Source organism: Streptosporangium minutum (assembly GCF_002149035.1).
GTDB classification, from domain to species: domain Bacteria; phylum Actinomycetota; class Actinomycetes; order Streptosporangiales; family Streptosporangiaceae; genus Streptosporangium; species Streptosporangium minutum.
On record NZ_NGFP01000526.1, the window covers coordinates 1 to 908 of the forward strand.

Here is a 908-nt window from a genome sequence, read left to right on the forward strand (position 1 = left end):
GCGATCCCGATGAAGAACCCGCCCGTCGACCATGCCGACGAGCGCCACCCCGCGGATGTAGCGGCTGACGACGTCGAAGATCACCGCGCCGCTCTCACGCAGGGTCCGCCTGATTCCCCTGGGGGCCAGATCCACGATCCACCCGACGAGACGGTCGCCGCTGTGCACGAAGTAGATCGACAGGATCATGGCCAGCACCACGCCGAACAGGATCTCCCCCACGGTGCGCACGCCCGCCAGGGCTCCGCTGGCGATCTCGCCGCCCCGCCGGCTCAGGTACTGCTTGGCCTGCTCGAACAGCTCCGTGGTCCTCTTCTCGTCCAGGCCGAGGGAGGACGCCAGCGCCTGCAGGTCGCCGCCCGCCTTCCCGAAACTCCGCCGCAGCTCGGCCACGCCGGCGACCGTGGGCGGCACGAGCAGCGCGACCAGCGCCGCCAGGAGGAGGAAGCCGCCGAGGCAGACCGCGGCGGTGGCGAGCGCCCGGCTCAGCCCGTGCCTCCTGAGCCGCCGGTACGGCGGGAGCAGCAGCGTGGTGATGGCCATTCCGAGGATGATGGGGAGGACCACCACCTGGACCACGTAGAGGATCCACAGGACCACGGCGGCCACGGCGGCGATCCCGATGAAGAACCCGTCGACCATGCCGACGAGCGCCACCCCGCGGATGTAGCGGCTGACGACGTCGAAGATCACCGCGCCGCTCTCACGCAGGGTCCGCCTGATTCCCCTGGGGGCCAGATCCACGATCCACCCGACGAGACGGTCGCCGCTGTGCACGAAGTAGATCGACAGGATCATGGCCAGCACCACGCCGAACAGGATCTCCCCCACGGTGCGCACGCCCGCCAGGGCTCCGCTGGCGATCTCGCCGCCCCGCCGGCTCAGGTACTGCTTGGCCTGCTCGAACA

At 70.3% G+C, this 908-nt stretch carries 1 protein-coding gene; it reads right to left on the reverse strand.

The genetic code is table 11. The features are described 5' to 3' along the window. Window positions 1–908: AI-2E family transporter (locus CA984_RS44190; protein ID WP_133062003.1), on the reverse strand; the 908-nt coding region annotated here is incomplete at both ends.